At 59.4% G+C, this 16,574-nt stretch carries 16 protein-coding genes; 8 read left to right on the top strand and 8 right to left on the bottom strand.

The genetic code is table 11. The features are described from left to right. Window positions 1-81: 81 nt before the first annotated feature. From ACW9IR_RS09200 to ACW9IR_RS09180, 5 genes are read right to left on the bottom strand one after another with little or no spacing between them, the layout of a single operon-like run. A complete protein-coding gene (locus ACW9IR_RS09200) occupies window positions 82-1,116 on the bottom strand; it encodes an AbrB family transcriptional regulator (protein ID WP_457462851.1) in 1,035 nt (344 codons plus the stop codon). After that, on the bottom strand, window positions 1,109-2,623 hold the full coding sequence (locus tag ACW9IR_RS09195) for a tripartite tricarboxylate transporter permease (protein ID WP_007911435.1): 1,515 nt from the start codon (window positions 2,621-2,623) through the stop codon (window positions 1,109-1,111). Before ACW9IR_RS09195 ends, ACW9IR_RS09200 begins: the two co-directional genes overlap by 8 nt. A 1-nt stretch (window position 2,624) precedes the next feature. Further along, window positions 2,625-3,083, bottom strand: a complete 459-nt coding sequence (locus tag ACW9IR_RS09190; protein ID WP_007911434.1) for a tripartite tricarboxylate transporter TctB family protein — start codon at window positions 3,081-3,083, stop codon at window positions 2,625-2,627. A gap of 56 nt (window positions 3,084-3,139) precedes the next feature. Continuing rightward, the gene (locus ACW9IR_RS09185; RefSeq protein ID WP_435035361.1) at window positions 3,140-4,117 is read right to left on the bottom strand and encodes a tripartite tricarboxylate transporter substrate-binding protein; all 978 of its coding nucleotides are present in this window, start codon (window positions 4,115-4,117) and stop codon (window positions 3,140-3,142) included. Window positions 4,118-4,170: 53 nt separating this feature from the next. Further along, a complete protein-coding gene (locus ACW9IR_RS09180) occupies window positions 4,171-5,463 on the bottom strand; it encodes an OprD family porin (protein WP_007911430.1) in 1,293 nt (430 codons plus the stop codon). A gap of 236 nt (window positions 5,464-5,699) precedes the next feature. On the opposite strand from ACW9IR_RS09180, the gene ACW9IR_RS09175 reads away from it, so the two are divergent. Further along, window positions 5,700-6,371, top strand: a complete 672-nt coding sequence (locus ACW9IR_RS09175) for a response regulator (RefSeq protein WP_102900255.1) — start codon at window positions 5,700-5,702, stop codon at window positions 6,369-6,371. Beyond that, complete coding sequence (locus ACW9IR_RS09170; RefSeq protein ID WP_150706210.1) at window positions 6,364-7,749, top strand: sensor histidine kinase; 1,386 nt, start codon at window positions 6,364-6,366, stop codon at window positions 7,747-7,749. Before ACW9IR_RS09175 ends, ACW9IR_RS09170 begins: the two co-directional genes overlap by 8 nt. A 148-nt stretch (window positions 7,750-7,897) precedes the next feature. On the opposite strand, the gene ACW9IR_RS09165 is transcribed toward ACW9IR_RS09170, so the two are convergent. Both ACW9IR_RS09165 and ygfZ read right to left on the bottom strand, forming a co-directional pair. Continuing rightward, entirely contained in the window at window positions 7,898-8,719 is an 822-nt protein-coding gene (locus tag ACW9IR_RS09165) for an HDOD domain-containing protein (RefSeq protein ID WP_064388478.1), read from the bottom strand. Window positions 8,720-8,754: 35 nt separating this feature from the next. Further along, complete coding sequence (gene ygfZ, locus ACW9IR_RS09160; RefSeq protein WP_457462847.1) at window positions 8,755-9,696, bottom strand: CAF17-like 4Fe-4S cluster assembly/insertion protein YgfZ; 942 nt, start codon at window positions 9,694-9,696, stop codon at window positions 8,755-8,757. 150 nt (window positions 9,697-9,846) lie between these two features. Between ygfZ and ACW9IR_RS09155 the strand changes: the two genes are divergently transcribed. Further along, window positions 9,847-10,101: an FAD assembly factor SdhE gene (locus tag ACW9IR_RS09155; RefSeq protein ID WP_053118052.1), complete on the top strand. Its 255-nt coding sequence runs from the start codon at window positions 9,847-9,849 to the stop codon at window positions 10,099-10,101. Continuing rightward, window positions 10,085-10,537 (top strand): protein YgfX, encoded by a 453-nt coding sequence (locus tag ACW9IR_RS09150; RefSeq protein WP_457462844.1) that lies wholly within the window; start codon window positions 10,085-10,087, stop codon window positions 10,535-10,537. Before ACW9IR_RS09155 ends, ACW9IR_RS09150 begins: the two co-directional genes overlap by 17 nt. On the opposite strand, the gene nadB is transcribed toward ACW9IR_RS09150, so the two are convergent. After that, the gene (gene nadB, locus ACW9IR_RS09145; RefSeq protein ID WP_457462842.1) at window positions 10,506-12,122 is read right to left on the bottom strand and encodes an L-aspartate oxidase; all 1,617 of its coding nucleotides are present in this window, start codon (window positions 12,120-12,122) and stop codon (window positions 10,506-10,508) included. The two genes, ACW9IR_RS09150 and nadB, sit on opposite strands and share 32 nt — an antisense overlap. A gap of 557 nt (window positions 12,123-12,679) precedes the next feature. On the opposite strand from nadB, the gene rpoE reads away from it, so the two are divergent. From rpoE to ACW9IR_RS09125, 4 genes are all read left to right on the top strand, one after another. Next, window positions 12,680-13,261, top strand: coding sequence for an RNA polymerase sigma factor RpoE (rpoE, locus tag ACW9IR_RS09140; RefSeq protein ID WP_003172477.1), 582 nt, complete (start codon window positions 12,680-12,682; stop codon window positions 13,259-13,261). Window positions 13,262-13,291: 30 nt separating this feature from the next. Beyond that, on the top strand, window positions 13,292-13,879 hold the full coding sequence (locus ACW9IR_RS09135) for a sigma-E factor negative regulatory protein (RefSeq protein ID WP_007911408.1): 588 nt from the start codon (window positions 13,292-13,294) through the stop codon (window positions 13,877-13,879). 8 nt (window positions 13,880-13,887) lie between these two features. Beyond that, on the top strand, window positions 13,888-14,853 hold the full coding sequence (locus tag ACW9IR_RS09130) for a MucB/RseB C-terminal domain-containing protein (protein ID WP_102900259.1): 966 nt from the start codon (window positions 13,888-13,890) through the stop codon (window positions 14,851-14,853). A 210-nt stretch (window positions 14,854-15,063) separates the two neighbouring features. Next, window positions 15,064-16,497, top strand: coding sequence for a DegQ family serine endoprotease (locus ACW9IR_RS09125; protein WP_102900260.1), 1,434 nt, complete (start codon window positions 15,064-15,066; stop codon window positions 16,495-16,497). Window positions 16,498-16,574 lie beyond the last annotated feature (77 nt).

The following is a 16,574-nucleotide window of genomic DNA, read 5'->3' as shown; positions in this document are numbered from 1 at the left end:
GGTTTTGTGGGTGCCACAGATTATGTGAACACCCCAAAAACCTGTGGGAGCTGGCTTGCCAGCGATGGGGGCAACTCGGTTTTATTCGGGATTACGATTCCAGTACTTGAACAACGGCTCCGCCAGAAACAGCACAAACAGCAACCGCATCACCTGCATCGCCGTCACCAGCGGCACCGACAATTGCAGCGTCTCCGCCGTCAGACTCATTTCGGCAATCCCGCCGGGCATCATGCCCAGCGTCAGCGAACGCAGATCCAGATGGGTCAGCGCACTCAACCCCAACGCCGCCAGCGTGGCGATCAACATGGTCAACGCCGTGCCAATCAACGTCCGCCCCATGAAGGAAGGCGCGCGGCGGAAGAACTGCCGGTTGAAGTGACAGCCCAAGCCGCTGCCAATCAGCCACTGGCCAATCTGACTGCCACCATTGGGTAAACCGATGTGCAAATCCCAGCCAATGCTCACCGCCGCGCTCACCAGCAACGGCCCGAACAGCCACGGATTCGGTTGGCGCAAACGCTGCCAGAGCCACGCGAGCAAACCGCCCGCCGGAAACAGAATCGCCAGCCAGCGCCAATCGACGCTTCCAGCGTGGGAAATCGGTGTACCGTCGCCGAGCAAATATTTGAACGCCGCCGGCACGCACAAGACCACCACCAGCACCCGCAAACTTTGCCCCGCCGCGACATGGCTGAGCATCGCGCCATTACGCGCGCCAAGGTTGACCATCTCCCCGGAACCGCCGGGCATGCTGGAGAAAAATGCGGTGGCGCGATCCTCACCGGTGCGGCGCATCAACCACACGCCGACCACCGCCGAGACACTGGTGACCAGCGCCCCAAAGAAGATCAAACCAAAATGACTGAGCACCTGCTCCATCACCATCGGGGTGAAGTGCAGGCCGATGCCGATGCCGACAATCCACTGGCCGCACTTGCGGCCGCCAGGGATTTCGGTGAGTTGCCACGGGGTCAGGCAGCGCACGAGGATGATCGCCAGCAAGGAGCCGACCATCCACGGCAGTGGCCAGCCGATCTGGCTGGCGAGGTAACCGCCGAGCAGACCGACCAGCGGGGTTCCCCACCAGGATTTCAGTGAGGCGCGATCAAACATCGGCAATGGCGCGACGCGCGACCGAACGTTTGCGCCAGATGCGCAACAGTGGCATCAGCAGCATGATCGCGGTCAGCACCCAGACACCGAAAGTGATCGGGCTCGACCAGAGGATTTCCAGCGCACCGTTGGAAATCGACAGCGCACGACGCAGGTTCTGCTCCATCAGACCGCCGAGAATGAAGCCCAGCAGCACCGGCGACAACGGGAAGTCGAGCTTGCGCAGGATGTAGCCGAAGATGCCGATGCCGACCATCAGGAACAGGTCGAACGTGGTGGCGTGCACCGCGTAAACGCCGATCCCGGTGATGATCGCGATCACCGGCACCAGTGCCCAGTTCGGCACGGCAAGGATGCGGGTGAAGATGCGGATCATCGGGATGTTGAGGATCACCAGCATGATGTTGGCGATGAACAACGAGGCGATCAGGCCCCAGACGATGTCGGGCTGTTGCTGGAACAGCAGCGGGCCCGGGGTGATGTTGTACAGCGACAGCGCGCCGATCATCACCGCCGTAGTGCCCGAACCTGGCACGCCCAGCGTCAGCATCGGCACCAACGCGCCACAGGCCGAAGCACCGATGGCAGTTTCTGGCGCGGCGAGGCCACGGGCATCACCCTGACCGAATTTGCCGCTGGCACCGGCGATGCGTTTTTCGGTCATGTAGGCCACGGCGCTGGCCAGCGTTGCACCGGCACCTGGAAGCACGCCCATGATGAAACCGAGCAGACCGCAACGGATGTTCACGACGAACACCGAAGACGCTTCCTTGAAGTTGAACATCATCCGCCCGGTAGCTTTCACTGCTTCCTGGCCGCGATGGGTTTTCTCCAGCAGCAACAGAATCTCACTGACCGAGAACAGACCCAGCACCAATACGACGAATTGAATGCCATCAGTCAGGTGAATGTTGTCGCCGGTGAAACGGTACACGCCGCTGTTGGCGTCGATGCCGACGCTCGACAGGAACAGGCCGATCAATGCCGCGATAAAGGTTTTCAACGGTCGATCCCCGGCCATACCGCCGAGACAGACAATCGCAAACACCATCAGCACGAAGTATTCCGCCGGGCCGAAGGCAATCGCCCATTTCGCCAGCAACGGCGCGAACAGGACCATGCCGCAGGTGGCGATAAACGCGCCGATAAACGAACTCCACGCCGACAGCGATAGCGCCACACCGGCAAGGCCTTTACGGGCCATCGGGTAACCGTCGAGGGTGGTCATCACGGTCGATGCTTCGCCGGGAATGTTCAGCAGGATCGAGCTGATCCGGCCGCCGTATTCACAGCCCAGATACACCGCTGCGAGCAGGATCAGCGCCGACTCCGGCGGCAGGCCGAGCGCAAATGCGATCGGGATCAGCAGTGCCACGCCATTGATCGGGCCAAGGCCCGGCAGCAGGCCGACGACGGTACCGATCAGCGTGCCGGTCAGGGCCGTGACCAGGTTGTACGGGCTCAGCGCGACGCCGAAGCCTTGACCCAAATAACCGAGGGTATCCATATCAGTTCTCCAGCACGTCGAGCAGGCCAAGGGGCAGCGGAACGTCCATCACACGGTCGAACAGCAGGTACAGACCGATGGCCATCAGCGTGGTCACCACGATGCTCGGCATCCAGCGACCGCCATACAGACGCGCCATCGGAATGCCGATAAGGATGCTGCTGAGGATGAAACCCAGCGGTTCGAACAGACCGGCGAACACCAGCAGCAGTGCGACGCAGATAGCAATCTTGGTCAGGGTTTCGCGATCCAGTGGCGGCTCGTCTTCACTGTGTTTGATCGGCGCCGGGCGAAACACCATGTACAGCAGCGCCGCGCCCATCAGGCCGAGCATCAGCAGAGGGAAAGCACGCGGGCCGACCGGTTCGTAGGAAAAGGCCGCTTGGTACGGCCACGCCATCAATGCCAGGCCGGCACAAACCAGCAACAACACGGAGGCGAAAATGCGTTGAATAAGCATGGGAGCTCCTGTGCCGCGTCCCCGCAACCGGGAACGCAGCCGCTAGACAGAGGCGATCACTGGATCAGGCCGAACTCTTTGGCCAGCACTTTGTAGTCCGCAACCTGCTTCTTCACGTAGGTGTCCAGCTCCACGCCGGTCATGGCAAACGGGAACAGTTCACGCTGATCGCGCAGCGTGGCGAACTCATCGGAGGCCAGCAGTTTGTCGAACGAGTCTTTCCACCAGGCGTAGTCTTCATCGCTGACTTTTGGCCCGAGGTAGAAGCCGCGCACCACCGGCCAGACGATGTCGTAGCCTTGCTCGCGAGCGGTCGGGATGTCTTTCATTTCCGGCTCGTCGAGGCGCTTGTCGGCGAACACTGCGAGCAGGCGCATGTCACCGCTCTGGATATGCGGCATGGAGTCGGAGATGTCGGTACTGCCGACCTGGATGTGACCGCCGAGCAGGGCGGTAGCGATTTCGCCGCCACCTTCGAGGGCGACGTAACGCAGGTCGCGTGGGTTGATCCCGGCAGCCTTGGCGATCAGTGCGGTTTGCATCCAGTCCTGGCTGCCAACGGTGCCGCCGGAACCGATCACCACCGAGCTTGGATCTTTCTTCAGTGCCTGAACGAGATCGTCGAGGGTCTTGTAGGGCGAATCGCTTTTCACCGCGATGGCGCCGTAGCTGGTGCCGACCGCTGCGAGCCAGCGCACGTTGGTTTCATCGAAACGACCGAACTTGCCTTGAGCCAGGTTCAGCAACGAACCGCTCGACCACGCCACCAGCGTGCCGGCATCCGCCGGACGTTGCGCGACCACGGCGTTGTAGGCCACCGCGCCGACACCGCCGGGCATGTAGGTCACACGCATCGGCTTGCTCAGCAGTTTCTGGTTGACCAGTGCGCTCTGCACCAGTTTGCAGGTCAGGTCGAAACCACCGCCGGGGGAGGCCGGTGCGATACATTCCGGACGTTTCGGTTCGGCCATCAGTTGGCCGGCAAACAGGATGCAACTGGCGGCCAGTGCAACTTTACGCAGTGACAGGTTCATTCGATTCTCCACGGGCATTGTTGTTATTCGACGTGTTTTTCACTTACGGGCGTTTACCAAAGGGCAACGCTGTAGCTCACCAGCAAACGCACTTCGTCTGCATCGCGAGCCGAGTAGTTGGAGCGGTAAGTGGCATTACGCAAACGCACGGCGACATCCTTCAAGGCGCCGCTTTGTACTACATATTTGATCTCGGTGTTGCGTTCCCACTCTTTGCCTTCTTCACCGTTTTTGAGCTTGATGTTGTCACCGCTCAAGTAGCGGCTCATGAAGCTCAGGCCAGGGATGCCGAGTTTGGCGAAGTCAAAGTCGTAGCGTGCCTGCCAGGAGCGCTCTTCGGCGCCGGCGAAGTCGTTGATCTGCACGAAGTTGACCAGATACGGGTCGCTGCCATCGACATAAGGGAAAGCGCTGTCGCCAGACATATGCTGATAACCGGCGCTGAACTTGTGGCCGCTCAGCGCGTAGCTGACCAGACCGTTGAGCGAGCGGTTGTCGATCTCGCCGCCACGGGCTGCGCCTTGGTCATCACTGACGGCAAAACGCAGGTCGGTGGCAAAAGTACCTGGCCCCATCGGACGCGAGGCGACCAGACCGAAGAAATGCTGGTTGTAGACTTCGTCGAGTTGGGCGAAGTGGTAACTGCCGGTGATCTTGTCGGTGAACTTGTAGTCCACGCCGCCAAAGTCGAAGTGTTTACCGGCCGCGGTACCAGCGAAACGGCTGTTCTTGTTGTTCAGGGCGATGTCCTCGAAATCGGTGCTGTCGCGATCCTTGGCTTTCTCCAGACGGCCGCCGGTGAAGGTCAGGTTCTTGATCTCTTTGGAGGTCAGCAAGCCACCTTCAAAGGTCTGCGGCAGGATGCGCCCGTCGTTCGGTTTGAGAATCGGCAGTTCGGGGATCAGGCTGCCGATTTTCAGTTCCGTGGCAGAGATTTTTACTTTGCCGGTCAGGCCGACTTTTGAGTACTCGTCCGCCGCGCGCCCGTCATCGTGGGTTGGCAGCAGGCCGGTGCCGGTGCGGTCCGGGCTTGAATCAAGTTTTACCCCGAGCATGCCTAAAGCATCGACACCGAACCCTACGGTGCCGTCGGTGTAACCCGATTGCAGATTGAGCATGAAACCCTGGGCCCATTCGTCACGCTTGGATTGCTGGGCGCTGGTGCCATCGCGAAAGTCGCGGTTGAAATACATGTTGCGGGTTTCGAAAGTGGCGCTGCTGTCTTCAATGAAGTCGGCAAAACTCAACGGCGAAAAACCGGCAAGGGCGGCGGCACTGACGAGGGCGGTGTGGCTGAAACGGGAAGGGCGAACAGGCGTGGACGCCTGAGGCTGCATGGACGGCATGCGGGTGTACTCCGTTTATTGTTCTTATTGGTCGAAAACGCTTCGAGGCGTTTTTCTTTGCGCTGTGTGGCATCAGCGACGGCAGTCGGAACTGTCCGTGGGCCGACTGTAACCAGCTAACCTTTCGCTAACCTTTCAGCAGACTTTCAAGGTTTTCGGGCTTCACAGCGGCGGTTGCGGCTGTAAACTCCGCGGCAAAGCGTGGCGTCGGCCATCCCTGAACGAGGTAAAAATCCATGCGTGTCCTGCTCGTCGAAGACCATCTGCAACTGGCCGAAAGTGTCGCTCAGGCGCTCAAGAGCACCGGTCTGACCGTGGATGTGTTGCACGATGGCGTGGCCGCCGATCTGGCGCTGGGCAGTGAGGAATACGCCGTGGCGATCCTCGATGTCGGCCTGCCGCGCATGGACGGTTTCGAGGTGCTCGCGCGTTTGCGCGCTCGCGGCAAGAATCTGCCGGTGCTGATGCTGACCGCGCGCAGCGATGTGAAGGATCGCGTCCACGGCCTCAATCTGGGGGCCGACGATTACCTCGCCAAACCGTTCGAACTGACCGAACTGGAAGCTCGGGTGAAAGCTCTGCTGCGGCGCAGTGTGCTCGGCGGCGAACGCCAGCAGCGTTGTGGCGTGCTGGCCTATGACCTCGACACCCGGCGCTTCACCCTCGGCGAAGATTTGCTGACCCTGACATCCCGCGAGCAAGCAGTGCTGGAAGCGCTGATCGCCCGGCCAGGTCGGGTCATGAGCAAGGAGCAATTGGCCGCACAGGTGTTCGGTCTCGACGAAGAGGCCAGCCCCGACGCTATCGAAATCTACGTGCACCGCTTGCGCAAGAAACTCGATGGCCAACCCGTCGCCATCGTGACTTTCCGCGGCCTCGGTTACCTGCTGGAAAGCCGCGATGCATAAGCCCAGCAGCCTGCGCTGGCGCTTGCTGTGGAACCTCGCATTGCTGCTGGTGGTGCTGATGCTCGCCAGCGGATTGAGCGCGTACTGGAACGGTCGCGAAGCCGCCGACACCGCGTACGACCGCACGTTGCTGGCCTCGGCGCGGACCATCGCGGCGGGTCTGTCGCAACGTGACGGCACACTGAGCGCCGACGTGCCTTACGTGGCACTCGATACATTTGCTTATGACAGCGCCGGGCGGATTTACTATCAGGTCAATGACATCCATCAGAAGCTGATTTCCGGCTACGAAAACCTGCCCGGGCCGCCGCCGGGGACGCCGCGTACCGACAGTTATCCCGCATTGGCGCGTTTCTACAACGCCACCTACAAAGGGCAAAACGTACGCGTGGTCAGTCTGCTCAAGGCGGTGACCGAGCCGAACATGAACGGTATGGCGGAAATCCGCGTCGCCGAAACCGACGAGGCGCGGGTGAGCATGGCCCGCAGTCTGGCGGCGGATACGTTGCTGCGTTTGGGTATGTTGGCGATCGGTGCGTTGCTGTTGGTGTGGTTCGCGGTCAGTGCGGCTTTGCGCCCGTTAGAGCGCTTGCGTACAGCGGTGGAAGAGCGGCAGCCCGATGATTTGCGCCCGCTGCCATTGGTTGAAGTGCAGCATGAGCTGTGGCCTCTGGTGCGTGGGCTCAATCATTTCACCGAGCGCTTGCGTGGTCAGTTCGAACGGCAGGCGCAGTTCATCGCCGATGCGGCCCATGAACTGCGCACACCCTTGGCGGCGCTCAAGGCGCGACTTGAATTGGGCCTGCGTTCAAACGAACCCGAGACGTGGCGCACGACATTGGAATCCTCGGCGCAAAGCACCGATCGCCTGACCCATCTGGCCAATCAGTTGCTGTCACTGGCGCGCGTCGAAAACGGCGCCCGGGCGATTGCCGAGGGCGGTGCGCAGTTGCTCGATCTGAGCCAGTTGGCCCGGGAACTGGGCATGGCCATGGCACCGCTGGCGCACAAGCGCGGGGTGGCGCTGGCGCTGGAGGCGGACGAACCCGTCTGGCTGCGCGGTGAGCCGACGTTGCTGAACGAGTTGCTGAGCAATCTGGTGGACAACGCTCTGGCGCATACGCCACCGGGCGGTAACGTCATTTTGCGCGTGACCGCGCCGGCGGTACTTGAGGTAGAAGATGACGGGCCGGGCATTCCGCTGGAGGATCGCGATCGCGTGTTCGAGCGGTTCTACCGACGTAATCAGCAGGTGGCAGGTTCAGGGCTGGGGCTGGCGATTGTCGGTGAGATCTGTCGGGCGCATCTGGCCCAGATCACTTTGCATGATGGCGAGCAGGCGGGGTTGAAGGTGCGGGTCAGTTTTATTGCCGGGTGATTGTGATGGTTTTGCTGGCCCCTTCGCGAGCAGGCTCGCTCCCACAGAGGGAATGCATTTCAATGTGTGAATCAGCTGTGCTCCCACAGGGGAATGCATTTCATTGTGGGAGCGAGCCTGCTCGCGAATGGGGCGACGCGGTTTTGGATCAGTAAAACATCGTCCGCGACTCTTCCAGATCTTCACACAGCGCTTTGTTCTCCTGATCAATCCCAAGCTTCCTGAACGCCGGAACGGTCATTGGATCAATCCGCGCAAACGGATGATCCGTGTCCTTGTGGCAATACAGGCTCGCCACCTGCACCAGATCGACGTAATCAATGGCCGTCGAATCGCGCTTGAAGTCCTGATAGCGCCCCGGCAATTCCACCAGTCGCTCCGGGAACTCCCAGACCCGCAACAACTTGTCGCCCAGCAACGGATGAATGTGATCGATCACATGGTTGAGGCTGACCGGGTCTGACAACAGTTCGTAGTGATCCTCGGCGTAAGTCAGAATCGGCAGCACGCCAATCTGATGCACCAGCCCGCCGAGCGCTGCCTGATCGGGTTTGAGCTGGGTGTAGCGGCGACACAGCGCATAACTGACCCCGGCAATTTCCAGACTCTTGCGCCAGACTTCGCGCATCTTCTGCTCGACCACTTCGGAGCGGGCGTGGAAAATCTGCTCCATCACCAGACCGATCGCCAGGTTGCTGCTGTAGTTGATGCCCAATCGGGTGATGGCGGTGTGCAGGTCGGTGACTTCCTGCGCGGCGCGCAGCAGGGGGCTGTTGACCACTTTGATCAGGCGCGCTGACAGCGCCGTGTCCCGGCCGATCACTTTACTCAGGTCGCTGACGCTGATTTCCGGGTCTTCAGCGGCCTTGCGAATCTGCAGGGCCACTTCCGGCAACGTGGGCAGAACCAGGTCATCGTTATCGATGGCCTCAACCAAATCCTGTTGGACTTTTTCCGCCAGTTCGCTCATTTAAACTCTCTAGGGTGTTGCAACAAATGCTGCGATCAGCGCTGGATTTCGCGGTCGCGATCCAGTTCGTAAGGCAGGTCGAGCAGATGCAGTGCGGGACCTTCGAGGGTGCCCACATGCACATCACCGGCTTCGGCTGCTTCGGCCTGCAGCACCGCCAGGAGTTCAATGTTTTGCCCGGCCTTGGCGGCCAGCACCACTTCGCCGATGGCGCTGTTGTGGCTGGGCGCGAACAGTTGCGTGCCAGGCTCCGGCAAATCAGCGGCGTCCAGGCTCAAGCGATACAGACGACGCTTGAGTTTGCCCAGGTATTGCATGCGCGCGACGATTTCCTGGCCGGTGTAGCAGCCTTTCTTGAAACTCACGCCGCCGACGGCTTGCAGATTGAGCATCTGTGGGATGAACAGCTCGCGGGTGCTCGGCATGACCTGGCCGATACCGGCGCGGATCTGGCCCAGCAGCCATTGGTTCAGTTCGCCTTCAGGCAGCGTTACAGCCAGTCTGGTTTTGATGGCCTCTGCCTGATCGGCTGGCACCCAGAGTTCGGCGCGATCCGGCGAGACGCGAATGGCGATCAGGCCCTCGTGGCGTACGACGCTGTCGGTATCTACCGGCAAGTCAAGGCCGAGGCAACTCAAGGCCGCATCGCCCTGCACCAGTCCAAAACGCACCCAGGCGGCGCTTTCGTCGGTCAGTTTTGATTTGGAGAACACCGCGTATTTTTTCAGGTCCGCCAGTTGCGGCTCCAGCAGTTCGCTGGCCATCGCCAGGACCACGCCGTCACCTTCGAGCAGAATGCGGAAGCTCGACTGCATCCGGCCTTTTTGCGTGCAACGCGCGCCGAGGCTGGCGCGGCTGTCGCTCAGGTAATTGAGGTTGCAGGTCAACTGGCCTTGCAGGAATTTTCCGGCATCCGCGCCGCGAACCGCGAGAACGCCTTCATGAGACAGGGTGCAGAAAAAAGCAGAATCGGCCATGGGTCATCGCAGGATAAATAGACTGGGGCACATCATAAGGGCGCGTTGTTGAAATGGGTAGTTGATAAAGGATCGATGGTGCCCGACCAAAGCCGACTGTGCGACCCGCCTCGGGGCTGTATACTTGCCGGCAAATTTGAGGAGGGCTCCATGGTCGAACAAGTTGAACTGAACCGCCTGTTTTGGCACAGCCGTCGCGGCATGCTTGAGCTTGACGTATTGCTGGTGCCATTCGTGAAAGAGGTCTACGCGACTCTGAACCAGGTGGATCGCGATCTGTATGTCCGTTTGCTGACGTGCGAGGATCAGGACATGTTCGGTTGGTTCATGGAGCGCAGCGAGTCTGAAGATCCAGAGCTGCAGCGCATGGTTCGCATGATTCTGGACCGTGTTCAGCCCAAGTAACACGTTCGAATGCCGCTGGCATGCCTCGCGGCAGTTGCTGGCGGCGTATCTGTTGGCCCAGGCGTTCGCACTGGGTGCTTTGTTTCTGCTTTCGATTCCACTCTGGGCCAGTATGCTCGGGGTTTTTGGCTGTCTGCTGCATGGCTTTTGGGTGTTGCCAAGGCAGATTCTGCTGAATCACCCTGAGGCCTTTTGTGGCTTGCGCCGCGATGCTGATGGCTGGCAGTTGTGGAATCAGGCCAATGGTTGGCAAGCCGTGCAGTTGAGGCCGGACAGCCTGGCGCTACCGCTGATTGTGGTGATGAGGTTCAGATTGCGCGGCGAATGGCGGGTCAGATCGGTCTGCGTGCCACGGGACTCGCAAACGGCGGATATGCACCGACGTCTGCGAGTACGGCTCAAGTTCAGCCGACGTAGGTGGGCGGCACCAGAATAGTGTCGAGCGCTTCGGGCAGCATGTCCGGATAGTCGAGGGTGTAATGCAGGCCGCGACTTTCCTTTCGTTCCATGGCTGAGCAGATCATCAGTTCGGCGACTTGCGCCAGGTTGCGCAACTCGATCAGGTCACGGCTGACCTTATAGTTGCTGTAGAACTCGTCGATCTCGTCCAGCAGCAGTCGCACGCGGTGTTGCGCCCGTTGCAGGCGCTTGTTGGTGCGCACGATGCCGACGTAGTCCCACATGAATCGCCGCAATTCATCCCAGTTGTGCGCGATGATCACGTCTTCGTCGGAATCGGTCACCTGGCTGGCGTCCCACGCGGGCAGGGCGCTTGGCGCGGCGATATCGTCCAGCTGCGCGAGAATGTCCGCCGCGGCCGAGCGGGCATAGACGAAGCATTCGAGCAGCGAGTTGCTAGCCATGCGGTTAGCGCCATGCAGGCCGGTGAAGCTGGTTTCACCAATCGCGTACAAGCCCGGCACGTCGGTGCGACCCTGTTGATCGACCATCACGCCACCGCAGGTGTAGTGCGCGGCGGGTACGACCGGGATCGGCTGTTTGGTGATGTCGATGCCGAATCCCAGGCAGCGCTCATAAACAGTCGGGAAGTGACTTTTGATGAACGCTTCGGGTTTGTGGCTGATGTCGAGATAGACGCAGTCGACACCCAGACGCTTCATTTCATGGTCTATGGCCCGGGCGACGATGTCGCGTGGTGCCAGTTCGGCGCGCTTGTCGAAGCGGGACATGAAGCGTTCGCCATTGGGCAGCTTCAAATGCGCGCCTTCGCCGCGCAGGGCTTCGGTAATCAGAAAACTCTTGGCCTGCGGGTGATACAGGCAGGTCGGGTGGAACTGGTTGAATTCCAGGTTCGCCACCCGGCAGCCCGAGCGCCAGGCCATGGCGATGCCGTCACCGCAGGCGCCGTCGGGGTTGCTGGTATAGAGGTAGACCTTGGCGGCACCTCCGGAGGCCAGAATCACGAAACGTGCACCGTAGGTGTCGACTTCGCCGGTTTTGCGGTTGAGTACGTAGGCGCCGAGGCAGCGCTCGCCTTCCATGCCTAAACGGCGTTCGGTAATCAGATCAACGGCAACCCGCTGCTCCAGCAATTCGATGTTCGAGCGCTCTTTGGCCTGGGCCAGCAGGGTTTTGAAAATCGCTGCACCGGTAGCATCAGCGGCGTGGATGATGCGCCGATGGCTGTGGCCGCCTTCTCGGGTCAAATGGAATTCGAACCCGCCGTCTTCAGTGCCTGACTGATCGTCGCGGGTGAAGGGTACGCCTTGGTCGATCAGCCACTGGATGGCTTCACGGCTGTGCTCCACGGTGAAACGCACGGCGTCTTCATGGCACAGCCCGCCACCGGCGTTCAGGGTGTCCTCTACATGGGATTCGACAGTATCAGTGTCATCGAGCACGGCGGCGACGCCACCCTGGGCCCAAAAAGTAGAGCCGTTGGCCAGATCCCCTTTGCTCAATACCGCAATGCGCAAATGACCGGGCAAGGTCAGCGCGAGACTCAAACCGGCAGCACCGCTGCCAATGACCAGAACATCGTGTTGGAATTGTTGGCTCATTACAGGATTCCGCTCAAAGCGACCCGGGTCGGGGGTGGCGCAAGACAGCTGGATCGGCGAGTCAAGACAGCCACACAGCCCACTAGTATATAGAGGGGGGGGACGGCACAATAGCCGCGCCGATATGGCATTGTGAAACTACTGTGACGGGAAAAACGGGTGCTTCGTCGGAAGTTTTTTTCCCTGGTTGGGGGAAAAGGCGACTGTATCGGCGCTGAAACAGACTTTTTCTGCACAGGGTTGCCCAATGTCGGGTGGCGACGGCTATAAATAATTGGAACTTTTGCCAAAGGCCCAAGATCAATAGTCGGTGCCAGAGATAAGGGACAGTGTCGGCTTCAGTGCGGAATCTGCGGTTGGATTCCTGCCGGCGAAACCGATGACAAGATTATTCGCGCAGCCGGTTTATCCCGAGCTGCGTTTTTCGTGCGTGCCAAATCAGAGCTCGCAGGAAACTTGCCTGGAGGGGGAGAACTTTTGCGAAAAGCCCGAGTCTATGTTTGCAAGTCTGGTCGTTTAGTTATGCAAGTCTCCTTCGGGCTTATCGAGGAGTGTTCATGCTAACCCAGGAAGAGGATCAGCAGCTGGTCGAGCGCGTTCAACGCGGCGACAAGCGAGCTTTCGATCTGTTGGTGCTGAAGTATCAGCACAAGATTCTCGGGTTGATCGTGCGTTTTGTGCACGACACCCATGAAGCCCAGGACGTGGCTCAGGAAGCCTTTATCAAGGCGTATCGAGCACTTGGAAACTTTCGCGGCGACAGTGCGTTTTATACGTGGCTGTACCGTATTGCCATCAACACGGCAAAGAATTACCTGGTTTCACGCGGCCGCCGGCCGCCGGATAGCGATGTAAGTTCCGAAGACGCAGAGTTCTACGATGGCGATCACGGCCTCAAGGATCTCGAGTCACCAGAACGTGCACTGCTGCGGGATGAGATCGAAGGCACCGTCCATCGAACCATCCAGCAACTGCCAGAGGATTTGCGTACGGCTTTAACTTTACGTGAATTCGATGGTCTGAGTTACGAGGACATTGCGAGCGTCATGCAATGTCCGGTGGGTACCGTGCGCTCCCGGATTTTCCGCGCTCGGGAGGCCATCGATAAAGCCCTGCAGCCGTTGTTGCAGGAAAACTGAGACAGCGGCGATAGCCAAGAGAGGAACGCCATGAGTCGTGAAGCCCTGCAGGAATCGCTGTCCGCAGTGATGGATAACGAAGCGGACGAACTGGAATTGCGTCGGGTGCTCAATGCACTGGACGACGTAGAAACCCGTGAGACCTGGGCTCGTTACCAGATCGCTCGGGCAGCCATGCACAAGGATTTGCTGCTGCCACGTCTGGATATCGCTGCGGCAGTGTCTGCTGCACTGGAAGACGAAACGGCTCCGGCCAAAGTATCTCGCAGCCCATGGCGCAACCTCGGCCGTCTGGCTGTTGCAGCCTCGGTAACTGTTGCCGTGCTGGCTGGTGTTCGCCTGTACAACCAGGACGAAATCGCGGGTGTCGAACTGGCTCAGCAATCCAATCAGCCAACCCTGGCGACCCCACAGGTCAAAGGTCCGGCTGTTCTGGCAGGCTATAGTGAGAGTTCGGAAGCCACTGGCCCTATGGCCAACGGCGTATTGCAAGGTCAACCAGGCTGGCATGATCAGCGTTTGCCAGGTTATCTGCGCCAGCACGCTCAACAGGCTGCACTGAAAGGCACTGAAAGCGCACTGCCATACGCACGTGCAGCAAGTCTGGAAAACCGATAAGGAGGATCATGCGCGCCATACCTCTACTTTCGCTTCTGCTCAGTGGCTGGTTCGTTGTTCCAGCCCATGCTGATGAGGCCCAGGACTGGTTGACCCGTCTGGGCCAGGCCGAGCAGCAGCAAAGCTTTCACGGCACATTCGTTTACGAGCGTAACGGTAGCTTTTCTACCCATAACATCTGGCATCGCGTCCAGAATGGCCAGGTCCGCGAGCGTTTACTCCAGCTCGACGGTTCGGCACAGGAAGTCGTGCGCATTGATGGGCATACTCAATGCGTCAGCGGCACCCTGATAGCCGGACTGGGGGATTCTCCCAACTCAGCCGCTCGTCCTCTCGATCCGCAAAAGCTGAAAAACTGGTATGACCTTGCCGTCATCGGCAAATCGCGCGTGGCTGGGCGAGACGCAGTGATTGTATCGCTGACGCCTCGCGATCAGCATCGTTACGGTTTTGAGTTGCATCTGGACAGGAAAACGGGTTTGCCACTGAAGTCGTTGTTGCTGAACGACAAGGGGCAGTTGCTCGAACGTTTCCAGTTCACCAGTCTTGATACCGATGAAGTCCCTTCGGACAAAGACTTGCAGGCCGACGCCGACTGTAAAGCGATTACGCTCGACAGCGACAAGGCTTCGGCCGTCAAGACCGCTCAGGTCTGGCACTCTGAATGGCTGCCGCCGGGATTTGAATTGACCAGCAGCACCTCGCACAAAGATCCGGAAACCAAGACCCAGGTCAACAGCTTGCTGTATGACGATGGTCTGGCGCGTTTCTCGGTGTTCCTTGAGCCGTTGAACGGTGCAACAGTGACCGATACCCGGACTCAACTTGGCCCGACTGTCGCCGTTTCTCGTCGCCTGACTACCCCCGAGGGCGAAATGATGGTCACGGTGGTTGGCGAGATTCCGATTGGTACCGCCGAACGAATTGCTCTGTCGATGCGTAATACCGATGGCGCTGCGACCAGCAAGCAGTGAGCTGATTTCAGTCATTACCACCTCTTCGTCGAGACGTAGATGAAATGTTTGCTGAGCATTTTCATTTGCAAATACCCCGAAAATTTTTTATAGGTCAGAGCCTCACGGCTCTGGCCTTGTTTGTTGTTCCTGGAACAAAAATGCCGGTCGGTGGTTTCCGGTGTTCCTTGCTCCATATCGCTTAACCCTGCTCGTCGTAACGGGAGCTGTATGTCGATACCAAGTTTGAAATCTTATCTCTCCATTTTCGCCACCGTGCTGTTGCTCGGTCAGGCGGTGCCTGCTGCGCAAGCGGCCGATCTGCCTGACTTCACCCAATTGGTCGAACAAGCTTCGCCAGCCGTGGTGAACATCAGTACCACGCAGAAGCTGCCGGATCGCAAAGTGAACCAGCAGATGCCTGACCTCGAAGGTCTGCCGCCGATGCTGCGCGAGTTCTTCGAGCGTGGCATGCCGCCTCAGCAGCGTTCGCCGGGCGGCGGTGGTCGTCAGCGTGAAGCGCAGTCGCTGGGCTCGGGCTTCATCATCTCTTCCGATGGCTACATCCTCACCAACAATCACGTGATTGCCGATGCCGACGAAATCCTCGTCCGCCTCGCCGACCGCAGTGAAATGAAAGCCAAGCTGATCGGCACTGACCCGCGCTCCGACGTGGCATTGCTGAAAATTGAAGGTAAGGATCTGCCGGTGCTCAAGCTCGGCAAATCCCAGGACCTGAAAGCCGGCCAATGGGTCGTGGCAATCGGTTCGCCGTTCGGCTTCGACCACACCGTGACTCAAGGCATCGTCAGTGCCGTAGGCCGCAGCCTGCCGAACGAGAACTACGTGCCGTTCATCCAGACTGACGTGCCGATCAACCCGGGCAACTCTGGTGGTCCGCTGTTTAACCTGAACGGTGAAGTGGTTGGCATCAACTCGCAGATCTACACCCGCTCCGGCGGCTTCATGGGTGTGTCTTTTGCGATTCCTATCGATGTCGCGATGGATGTTTCCAATCAACTGAAGAGCGGTGGCAAAGTCAGCCGAGGCTGGCTGGGTGTAGTCATCCAGGAAGTGAACAAGGATCTGGCCGAGTCGTTCGGCCTGGATAAGCCGGCCGGCGCGCTGGTTGCACAGATTCAGGATGACGGCCCGGCAGCGAAGGGCGGCCTGCAAGTCGGCGACGTGATCTTGAGCATGAACGGCCAACCGATCGTCATGTCTGCTGACCTGCCACATCTGGTCGGCGCACTGAAGGCTGGCGCGAAAGCCAATCTGGAAGTGATTCGTGAAGGCAAGCGCAAGAACGTCGAACTGACGGTTGGCGCGATCCCTGATGAAGACAAGGAGCTGGATGCGCTGCCGAAGTCCGGTGCTGAAACCAACAGCAACCGCCTCGGTGTATCGGTGGGCGAACTGACTGCCGAGCAGAAGAAAACCTACGACCTCAAAGGTGGTGTGGTGATCAAGGAAGTGCAGGACGGTCCTGCAGCGCTGATCGGTCTGCAACCAGGCGATGTCATTACTCACCTGAACAACCAGGCCATCGGCTCCAGCAAGGAATTCGCCGAAATCGCCAAAGCGCTGCCGAAGAATCGTTCGGTGTCGATGCGGGTACTGCGACAAGGTCGTGCGAGCTTCATCACCTTCAAACTGGCTGAATGATCAGGTTTGACAGGTAAATAAAAACCGCCTCGAAAGAGGCGGTTTTTTTATGCCTGAAGCTTTTGTCGTGGCGGGTA

Source organism: Pseudomonas sp. SDT291_1_S447 (assembly GCF_054070155.1).
The sequence above is the reverse complement of the archived record's forward strand: the minus strand, read 5'-3'. Positions and strand labels throughout refer to the sequence as shown.

Bases quoted from the DNA above. Each gene is read 5' to 3' on its own strand.
- ACW9IR_RS09200 (WP_457462851.1), bottom strand. From the start codon at position 1,116: ATGTTTGATCGCGCCTCACTGAAATCCTGGTGGGGAACCCCGCTGGTC.
- ACW9IR_RS09195 (WP_007911435.1), bottom strand. From the start codon at position 2,623: ATGGATACCCTCGGTTATTTGGGTCAAGGCTTCGGCGTCGCGCTGAGC.
- ACW9IR_RS09190 (WP_007911434.1), bottom strand. From the start codon at position 3,083: ATGCTTATTCAACGCATTTTCGCCTCCGTGTTGTTGCTGGTTTGTGCC.
- ACW9IR_RS09185 (WP_435035361.1), bottom strand. From the start codon at position 4,117: ATGAACCTGTCACTGCGTAAAGTTGCACTGGCCGCCAGTTGCATCCTG.
- ACW9IR_RS09180 (WP_007911430.1), bottom strand. From the start codon at position 5,463: ATGCCGTCCATGCAGCCTCAGGCGTCCACGCCTGTTCGCCCTTCCCGT.
- ACW9IR_RS09175 (WP_102900255.1), top strand. From the start codon at position 5,700: ATGCGTGTCCTGCTCGTCGAAGACCATCTGCAACTGGCCGAAAGTGTC.
- ACW9IR_RS09170 (WP_150706210.1), top strand. From the start codon at position 6,364: ATGCATAAGCCCAGCAGCCTGCGCTGGCGCTTGCTGTGGAACCTCGCA.
- ACW9IR_RS09165 (WP_064388478.1), bottom strand. From the start codon at position 8,719: ATGAGCGAACTGGCGGAAAAAGTCCAACAGGATTTGGTTGAGGCCATC.
- ygfZ (WP_457462847.1), bottom strand. From the start codon at position 9,696: ATGGCCGATTCTGCTTTTTTCTGCACCCTGTCTCATGAAGGCGTTCTC.
- ACW9IR_RS09155 (WP_053118052.1), top strand. From the start codon at position 9,847: ATGGTCGAACAAGTTGAACTGAACCGCCTGTTTTGGCACAGCCGTCGC.
- nadB (WP_457462842.1), bottom strand. From the start codon at position 12,122: ATGAGCCAACAATTCCAACACGATGTTCTGGTCATTGGCAGCGGTGCT.
- rpoE (WP_003172477.1), top strand. From the start codon at position 12,680: ATGCTAACCCAGGAAGAGGATCAGCAGCTGGTCGAGCGCGTTCAACGC.
- ACW9IR_RS09135 (WP_007911408.1), top strand. From the start codon at position 13,292: ATGAGTCGTGAAGCCCTGCAGGAATCGCTGTCCGCAGTGATGGATAAC.
- ACW9IR_RS09130 (WP_102900259.1), top strand. From the start codon at position 13,888: ATGCGCGCCATACCTCTACTTTCGCTTCTGCTCAGTGGCTGGTTCGTT.
- ACW9IR_RS09125 (WP_102900260.1), top strand. From the start codon at position 15,064: ATGTCGATACCAAGTTTGAAATCTTATCTCTCCATTTTCGCCACCGTG.